The 8653-nt window shown below is 63.5% G+C and carries 7 protein-coding genes; 3 read left to right on the top strand and 4 right to left on the bottom strand.

Annotated features, from left to right (window positions below; translation table 11 throughout):
- From fdhF to ABYW26_RS06665, 4 genes are all read right to left on the bottom strand, one after another.
- A partial coding sequence (fdhF, locus tag ABYW26_RS06680) for a formate dehydrogenase subunit alpha (RefSeq protein ID WP_372603999.1) occupies positions 1-2417 on the bottom strand: 2417 nt, incomplete at its 3' end.
- Positions 2414-3940 (bottom strand): formate dehydrogenase beta subunit, encoded by a 1527-nt coding sequence (locus tag ABYW26_RS06675; RefSeq protein ID WP_372604000.1) that lies wholly within the window; start codon positions 3938-3940, stop codon positions 2414-2416. The genes ABYW26_RS06675 and fdhF, both read right to left, overlap by 4 nt.
- Positions 3941-3942: 2 nt before the next feature.
- Positions 3943-4419, bottom strand: a complete 477-nt coding sequence (locus ABYW26_RS06670; RefSeq protein ID WP_372603998.1) for a formate dehydrogenase subunit gamma — start codon at positions 4417-4419, stop codon at positions 3943-3945.
- Positions 4420-4509: 90 nt separating this feature from the next.
- The gene (locus ABYW26_RS06665; protein WP_372603997.1) at positions 4510-5394 is read right to left on the bottom strand and encodes a LysR family transcriptional regulator; all 885 of its coding nucleotides are present in this window, start codon (positions 5392-5394) and stop codon (positions 4510-4512) included.
- 198 nt (positions 5395-5592) lie between these two features.
- Between ABYW26_RS06665 and ABYW26_RS06660 the strand changes: the two genes are divergently transcribed.
- From ABYW26_RS06660 to ABYW26_RS06650, 3 genes are all read left to right on the top strand, one after another.
- Positions 5593-6177 carry an ANTAR domain-containing response regulator gene (locus ABYW26_RS06660; protein WP_372603996.1) on the top strand — a complete coding sequence of 195 codons (585 nt, stop codon included), beginning with the start codon at positions 5593-5595 and terminating at the stop codon, positions 6175-6177.
- A complete protein-coding gene (locus ABYW26_RS06655) occupies positions 6174-7364 on the top strand; it encodes a CmpA/NrtA family ABC transporter substrate-binding protein (protein ID WP_372603995.1) in 1191 nt (396 codons plus the stop codon). The genes ABYW26_RS06660 and ABYW26_RS06655 overlap by 4 nt, the downstream gene beginning before the upstream one ends.
- A 250-nt stretch (positions 7365-7614) precedes the next feature.
- A partial coding sequence (locus ABYW26_RS06650; RefSeq protein ID WP_372603994.1) for a CmpA/NrtA family ABC transporter substrate-binding protein occupies positions 7615-8653 on the top strand: 1039 nt, incomplete at its 3' end.

The following is an 8653-nucleotide window of genomic DNA, read 5'->3' as shown; positions in this document are numbered from 1 at the left end:
GTGACGACAAAGTTGCCCTTGCCGCGCACGAAACCATCCATATGCATGACCGGCGTGCCCAGCGGGTTGGCGTCGTTACAGGGCCACTGGATGGAACCCTCGCGCTCAAGCAATTCGTAATTCACCCTTGCAAATGAAGGGGTTGTGGCGGCTATTTCATCCATCACCTGAGACGGATGCGTATAGGTCCAGCCCGCGCCCAGCGCATTGGCCAGCGCCTGAGTGACCTCCCAGTCGGCCATGCCGTTCTTGGGCGCCATCACCTGACGCACCATGTTGATCCGGCGCTCGGCGTTGGTAAAGGTGCCGTCCTTTTCAAGGAAGGTCGAGCCGGGCAGGAACACATGCGCATAGTTGGCGGTTTCATTCAGAAAAAGGTCGTGGACGATAACGCACTCCATCGCCGCAAGGCCCGCCGCGACATGCTTGGTGTTGGGGTCGGATTGCAGGATGTCCTCGCCCTGAACGTAAAGCCCGCGGAAGGTGCCATCGACGGCGGCGTCCAGCATATTGGGGATGCGCAGGCCGGGTTCATCGCTGAGGCTGACGCCCCAAAGGCCTTCGAACACTTCGCGGGTGGCGTCGTCATTGACGTGGCGATAGCCGGGCAACTCGTGCGGAAAGCTGCCCATGTCGCAACTGCCCTGCACGTTGTTCTGACCGCGCAACGGGTTTACCCCAACGCCGGGGCGGCCGATATTGCCGGTCGCCATCGCAAGGTTGGCAATCGCCATCACGGTGGTCGAGCCTTGGGAATGTTCGGTCACGCCCAGCCCGTAATAGATCGCGCCATTGCCGCCGGTGGCATAGAGGCGCGCTGCGGCGCGCAGATCCTCGGCCAAGACGCCGGTCAGCATCTGGGTGGCTTCGGGGCTGTGGCGGTCCTGAGCGACGAAAGCGGCCCAGTCGTTAAAGGCCTCGATGTCGCAGCGTTCGCGGACAAAGTTTTCGTCCACCAGTCCCTCGGTCACGATCACATGCGCCAGCGCCGTCAGCACCGCTACATTGGTGCCGGGGGTCAGCGCCAGATGATGCGCGGCCTCGATATGCGGGCTGCGCACCATGTCGATGCGGCGCGGGTCGATCACGATCAACCTGGCCCCCGCCCGCAGGCGTTTCTTCAGACGGCTGGCAAAGACCGGGTGGCCGTCGGTCGGGTTGGCGCCGATGATGATGGCGATGTCGGTGTGCTCGACGCTGTCGAAATCTTGCGTCCCGGCCGAGGTGCCAAAGGTGGTTTTCAAACCATAGCCGGTGGGTGAGTGGCAGACGCGGGCGCAGGTATCGACGTTATTGTTTCCAAAAACCGCACGGATCATCTTTTGAACAAGGAATGTTTCCTCATTCGTGCAGCGCGACGAGGTGATGCCGCCAATCGCATCGACGCCGTGTCTGGCCTGAATGTCGCGCAGGCGGGCGGCGGTGAAACTCAGCGCCTCGTCCCAACTGACTTCGCGCCACGGCTGGTCGATCGTGTCGCGGATCATCGGGTTCAGGATGCGGTCCTTGTGGTTGGCATAGCCATAGGCGAACCGGCCCTTGACGCAGCTATGGCCGCGATTGGCCTTGCCGTGCTTGTAAGGCACCATCCGCACCAGCTGATCGCCCTTCATCTCGGCCTTGAAGCTGCAGCCGACGCCGCAATAGGCGCAGGTGGTGATGGCCGAGTGATCGGGCTGGCCCATCTCGATGATGGATTTTTCCTGCAAGGTGGCGGTCGGGCAGGCCTGAACGCAGGCCCCGCACGAGACGCAATCCGACGACAGGAAATCCTGCCCGGCGCCGCTGGCAACGCGGCTGTCGAAACCGCGGCCTTCAATGGTCAGGGCGAAGGTGCCCTGCACCTCTTCGCAGGCCCGGACGCAGCGCGAGCAGACGATGCATTTCGCCGGGTCATAGGTGAAATACGGGTTCGAGGCGTCCTGCGGGATATACAGCGGGTTGGCCTCGCCGTTCTGGCGGGTCTCGAAATGGTTGTCGCCCGGCGTATAGCGCACATCGCGCAGGCCGACGGCCCCGGCCATATCCTGTAATTCACAATCGCCATTGGCGGCGCAGGTCAGGCAATCCAGCGGGTGATCCGAGATATACAGCTCCATCACCCCGCGCCGCAGCTTGGCCAGCTTCGGGGTTTCGGTGTGGACCTCCATGCCCTCGGCCACCGGCGTGGTGCAGGATGCGGGCGTGCCCTTGCGGCCTTGGATTTCGACAAGACACAGGCGGCAAGACCCGAACGCCTCCATATTGTCCGAGGCGCACAGCTTGGGCACGCTGATCCCGGCATGGGCCGCGGCGCGCATGACGCTGGTGCCTTCGGGAACGGTGATCCGGTGGCCGTCGATGGTCAGCGAGACAAGCGTTTTCGAGGTGCTGGCCGGGGTGCCGAAATCAGCATCGGGGATGATGAAATCTTTCATTCCGCAGCCTCCTTGGACGATGTGAAATCTTCGGGGAAATGCGTGATGGCGCTCATCACCGGGAAGGGGGTAAAGCCCCCCAGCGCGCAGAGCGACCCCTCGCGCATGGTATCACAGAGGTCGGCCAGAAGGTCGGGCGCGGCCGGGTCTCCGGCGGCGATGCGGTCGATGGTTTCAACGCCGCGCACCGCACCGACCCGGCACGGGGTGCATTTGCCACAGCTTTCCACCGCGCAGAATTCCATCGCGAACCGTGCCTGTGACAGCATGTCGGCGCTGTCATCGAAAATCACCACGCCAGCATGGCCGATCAGGCCCCCGGCGCCGTCGAATTCCTCGTAGCCAAAGGCGGTATCGAACAGGGCGCGCGGGAAATAGGCGCCCAAGGGGCCGCCCACCTGCACCGCCTTGACCGGGCGACCGCTGGCGGTGCCACCGGCGATATCATCGACCAATGCTCCAAGCGTCATGCCGAACCCGGACTCGAACAGCCCGGCGAACCGGGCATTGCCCGCGATCTGAATCGGGATCGTGCCGCGTGACCGGCCCAGCCCGAACCCGGCATAATGCGCCGCGCCCTTTTCCAGAATGACCGGCACCGAGGCCAGCGAGATCACGTTGTTCACCACCGTGGGGCGGCCAAGAAAGCCCTCATGCGCGGGCAGGGGCGGCTTGGCGCGCACGACGCCGCGCTTGCCTTCCAGACTGTTCAGCAGGCTGGTTTCCTCGCCACAGACATAGGCGCCCGCGCCAACGCGGACCTCGATGTCAAAGGCCGGGCCGGTGCCCAGAACCGCATCACCCAGAATGCCGCCCGCCCGGGCGATCTCGATCGCGGCGTTCATCACCAGGATTGCCTGAGGATATTCCGAGCGCAGGTAGACATAGCCGCGCGTGGCGCCGACCGCGATCCCGGCGATGGCCATGCCTTCGATCAGGGTGAACGGGTCGCCCTCCATCAGCATCCGGTCGGCAAAGGTGCCGCTGTCACCCTCGTCGGCATTGCAGATGATGTATTTCTGCGGACCGGCGCAATCGGCCACGGTTTTCCACTTGATGCCGGTGGGAAAGCCCGCGCCGCCGCGCCCGCGCAAGCCGCTGTCGGTGACGGTCTGCACGATCTGGGCCGGGTCCATGTCCAGCGCGGCCCGTAGACCGGCAAGGCCGCCGTGGGCGCGGTAATCTTCAAGCGACAGCGGGTCGATCAGGCCGCAACGGGCAAAGGTCAGCCGGGTCTGGCGGGCAAAGAACGCGATGTCCTCGACCGGCCCCAAGGCGCGCGGATGGCTGTCAGGCGCATCGAACAGCCCCGGCACATCAGCGGGCGCGACCGGGCCAAAGGCGGTGCGGCCATTCGGGCCGTCGATTTCGACCAGCGGTTCCAGCCAGGTCATCCCTCGGGTGCCATTGCGGATGATGTGAATGTCCTGTCCGCGCAGCAACGCCTGATCGCGGATCGCCTGTTCGACCTGTTCGGCGCCAAGCGCAAGGGCGCTGCTGTCATGCGGGATATAAAAGGTCAGGGTCATGCACGGGCCTCGGCGATCAGATCGTCCAGCGTGGTCTCATTCAGCCGCGCCTGCAGCCGGTCATCCAGCATCGCCGCCGGGGCGCAGGAACACAGGCCCAGACAATAGACCGGCTCCAGCGTCACCGCGCCGTCAGCGGTGGTTTCATGCCAGTCCACGCCCAAGGCCGCTTGCGCCCGTTCAGCCAGCGCCTTGCCACCCATCGACTGACAGGCCTCGGCGCGGCAGATTTTCAGGACCGAGCGCCCGGCCGGTTTGCTGCGGAAATCATGGTAAAAGGTCACGACGCCATGCACCTCGGCGGTGCTGATGTTCAGCACATCGGCGATCACCGGCAAGGCGGCGTCGGGGATATGGCCGAATTCGGCTTGCACCGCGTGCAGAATGGGCAAAAGCGGCCCTTCGCGCGTGGCATGCGCCTGCGCGATCTCGCGCACATGCGACTGCACCATGGTCTTGTCTGGCTGGGCCATGCGATCCCTCCCTGCATCGGCGCCCCATTCTGACGCGCCATTGAACGCAAAATCAATGCTGCATTTCCGTTGTTTGATAGGATATGCCTATCAAACGCTGAGTTTTCGCGCCGCGTCCAGCAATGCCTCCAGCACCGGGGTATGAGGCTCGCGGTGGGGGGCGACCAGCCCGACCCGGTGCCGTGCGGCCGGGTCGGAAATCGGAACCGCCACCAGATCGCCGGCCCGCAGAAACAAATCCGCAGTCTGGATCGGCAGGATCGTTGCCCAGTCGCCCTGCATCACATGCGAGATCAGCGTCACCACCGAATTCGATTCAATCCGAGGGGCAGGGGCGGCGCCGCTGGTCAGGGACAGGTGTTGGTTGATGATCCGGCGGTTCTGCATGTCAGGGGTCAGCAGGCACAGCGGCACCTCGCCCAGATCGGCCCATGTCACCCGCGTGCGCCCGGCCAGCGCGGCGTCGCTGCGGGTGACAAGGTGATAGTCCTCTTCATACAGCGGCACGGTGATGACCCGGCCCAGAGGTTCATTTTCCAGATAGGTCAGCCCGGCGTCGATGCCGAGGTTGTCCAGCAGTTGCAGGATTTCCGACGAATTCCCCGATTGGATGGTGAAATGCAGGTTGGGATGCGCGGCGGCCAAGGGTGCGGTCAGGCGCGGCACCATTGCCAGCGCGGTCGGGATCACCGCCAGCCGCAGCCGCCCCGACAGCCCTTGTTTCACCGCGCGCATGTCCTCGCGCATGGTGCGGGCGTCGCCGACGATCTGCCGCGCCCATTGCAGCACGCGCTGGCCTTCGGGGGTCAGGCCGCGAAACCGCGAGCCGCGCCAGACCAGCATCACGCCCAACTGATCCTCAAGCTGTTTGATCGCCGCCGACAGCGACGGCTGCGTCACGCCGCACTCCTGCGCGGCGCGGCCGAAGTGCTCGTGTTTGGCGAGCGCGATGAACATTTCAAGCTTGTCGATCATGGCCGCGATCATGGCAGGGCCGGGGCGGGCTGAAAAGCGAAAGCCGCGTCGGGGATGTGCTGAAATCATGGGCGAAAAATCTGAGAAGGTCTAAATTTTCACCCATGAGCGAAAAGTCTTATTTATTCGACCGGGGCAGGGCTTTTACTTTTCTGCAATGCAGTATTCAAGCTGTGAGGCACAGGCCCGGAGTCGGAAATGCCCAAACCACTGTCTATCGTAGTCGTCGAACGTGACCGCGACCGCGCCTTGCTGATCGTGGACAGCCTGCGCGAGGCGGGCGATCACGATATTTCGGTGATCTCGGAAGAAACCGGGCTGGCGCGCAAGATTTCCGAACAGAACCCCGATGTCGTGCTGGTGGATATCGCCAGCCCGTCGCGCGATATGCTTGAGGAACTGGCGCTGGCCTCGGGACCGATGGAGCGCACGGTGGCGATGTTCGTCGATCAATCCGACGACAGCCTGACCAAGGCCGCGATCGAGGCCGGGGTGTCGGCCTATGTGGTCGATGGCCTGCGCGCCGACCGGATCAAGCCGATTTTGGATGCCGCGATTGCCCGGTTTCACATGTTCCAGCGCATGCGCACCGAACTTGAGGCCACCAAGCGCGCGCTGGAGGAACGCAAGGTCATCGACCGCGCCAAGGGCCTGTTGATGAAGGCGCGCGGCATCGAAGAAGACGCCGCCTATGCGCTGCTGCGCAAAACCGCGATGGATCAGGGCCGCAAGGTTGTCGATGTGGCGCAGGCGCTGGTCACGGCGGCGGGGCTGTTGTCATGAGCGGTGTGCGGCTTGAGGCTGGGTTCATCCCGCTGGTCGATGCGGCGCCGCTGATCATTGCCCGCGAATTGGGCTATGGCGCCGAAGAAGGTCTGGACCTGACCCTGCGCGCCGCGCCTTCGTGGTCGACCCTGCGCGATCTTCTGGTGATGGGCCAGATCGAGGCCGCGCATATGCTGGCACCTGTGCCGGTGGCGATGGCGCTGGGGCTTGGCGGCATGGCGACCCGGCTGGATGCGCTGATGGTGCTGTCGGTGAATGGCGACGTGATCGGCGTTTCGACCGATCTGGCGGCAAAAATGCGCGCCAATGGCTATCACAACGATTTTTCCGATGCGCGGGCGGCGGGCAAGGCCCTGATCGCGGCCTCGGAAACCCAGCCCCGGATCGGCGTGCCGTTCCCGTTCTCGATGCATGCCGACCTGCTTTATTACTGGCTGGGCGCGCTGGGCATGTCGGCGCCGCAGGATTTGCAGATCAAGACCGTGCCGCCGCCGCTGATGGCTCAGGCGATGGAAGCGGGCGAAATCGACGCTTTCTGTGTTGGTGCGCCTTGGGGCTCGATCGCGGTTGAGGATGGCGTCGGCGAATTACTGTTGCCCGGCGCCGCGATCTGGCGCTTTGCCCCGGAAAAGGTGCTGGCGGTGCGGCACGACTGGACCCATTCCGAGCCCGACCTGACCCGCCGCCTGATGCGCGCGGTCTGGCGGGCGGGGCGCTGGTTGTCCGATGCCGGCAACACCATGACCGCGTCCGAAATTCTGGCCCGGCCCGAATACCTGAATGTCAGCGCCGAGGTGATCGAGCGCGAATTGACCGGGCGTCTGGTGATCTCGCCACGGGGCGAGCTGCGTTCGGTGCCGAATTATCTGGAGTTTTTCCGGGGCGCGGCGACCTTTCCGTGGAAATCTCAGGCGGCGTGGATCGCCAGCCGGTTGGCGGCCCGCACCGGGCTGGACCGGGCGACGGCGATGACGACAGCGCGCGATGTGTTCCGCTCGGACCTTTACCGCCGCAACCTGCGCGACCTCGGCGCGGTGCTGCCGGGCGCGTCGGAAAAGCTGGAAGGGTCGCTGACGCACGAGACCGCCGTGGCGACCGAAAACGGCAATTTGATTCTCCAACCAGATGCTTTTTTTGACGCTCAGGTTTTTGACCCTTACCCCAAAAACGCGCCTAAAAAATGATCAGCTTATGTCTGGCCTATGCTGCGACCGCGAAAAATCGACTGCGGATGCACAAGCGCTTGACCTGTGATGCTGCGCTTGCACAATAGGTCTTAACGGAGCAAGGGCGTTCCGTTTCAGAATTCACCCACACAGATGCGGGTAACCCGAGCACAGCCGCTCGACCCTTTGCCAGACCGGCAGAGTTGGTCAGCGGCTTTTTTGTTTTTTACGCCCCTCCTCCGGGCGCCACCAAAGGGAACGACGAGACATGAACAAGCTACTTGCACTCCTCGCGGCCACTACCTGTCTGGCCAGCCCCAGCTTCGCCGAGATGCTGGACGTTGAAAAAGACGAGCTGAAATTCGGCTTCATCAAACTGACAGACATGGCGCCGCTGGCCGTCGCCTATGAGAAGGGCTATTTCGAGGACGAAGGTCTGTTCGTCACGCTTGAGCCGCAGGCGAACTGGAAGGTTCTGCTGGACCGCGTGATCGACGGCGAACTGGACGGCGCGCATATGCTGGCCGGTCAGCCGCTGGCCGCCACCATCGGTTTCGGCACCGAGGCCCATATCATCACCCCCTTCTCGATGGACCTGAACGGCAACGGCATCACCGTGTCGAACCAGATCTGGGAAGAAATGAAGCCCTATATCGAATATGACGATGCCGGTAAGCCCAAGCATCCGATCTCGGCCGCGTCGCTGAAACCGGTCGTCGACAAATACCGCAACGAAGGCAAGCCGTTCAACATGGGCATGGTCTTCCCGGTGTCGACCCACAATTACGAATTGCGCTATTGGTTGGCTGCGGGTGGGATTAACCCCGGTTACTACAGCCCCGAAAATATCTCGGGCCAGATCGACGCGGACGTGCTGCTTTCCGTGACCCCACCGCCGCAGATGCCCGCCACGATGGAGGCCGGCACCATCCATGGCTACTGCGTCGGCGAGCCATGGAACCAGCAGGCGGTGTTCAAAGGCATCGGCGTGCCGGTGATCACCGACTATCAGCTTTGGAAGAACAACCCCGAAAAGGTGTTCGGGCTGACCGAAGAGTTTGTCACCGAGAACCCCAACACCACGAAGGCGGTTGTTCGCGCGCTGATCCGCGCGGCCATGTGGCTGGACGAGAACGACAACGCCAACCGGCCCGAAGCGGTCGAGATCCTGAGCCGCGCGGAATATGTCGGCGCGGACGCCGAGGTGATCGCCAATTCTATGACCGGGTTCTTCGAGTTCGAGAAAGGCGACAAGCGCGACATCCCCGATTTCAACGTCTTCTTCCGGTACAACGCGACCTACCCCT

The sequence above is a fragment of the Actibacterium sp. genome, from assembly GCF_041584535.1.
GTDB lineage: Bacteria > Pseudomonadota > Alphaproteobacteria > Rhodobacterales > Rhodobacteraceae > Actibacterium_D.
The sequence above is the reverse complement of the archived record's forward strand: the minus strand, read 5'-3'. Positions and strand labels throughout refer to the sequence as shown.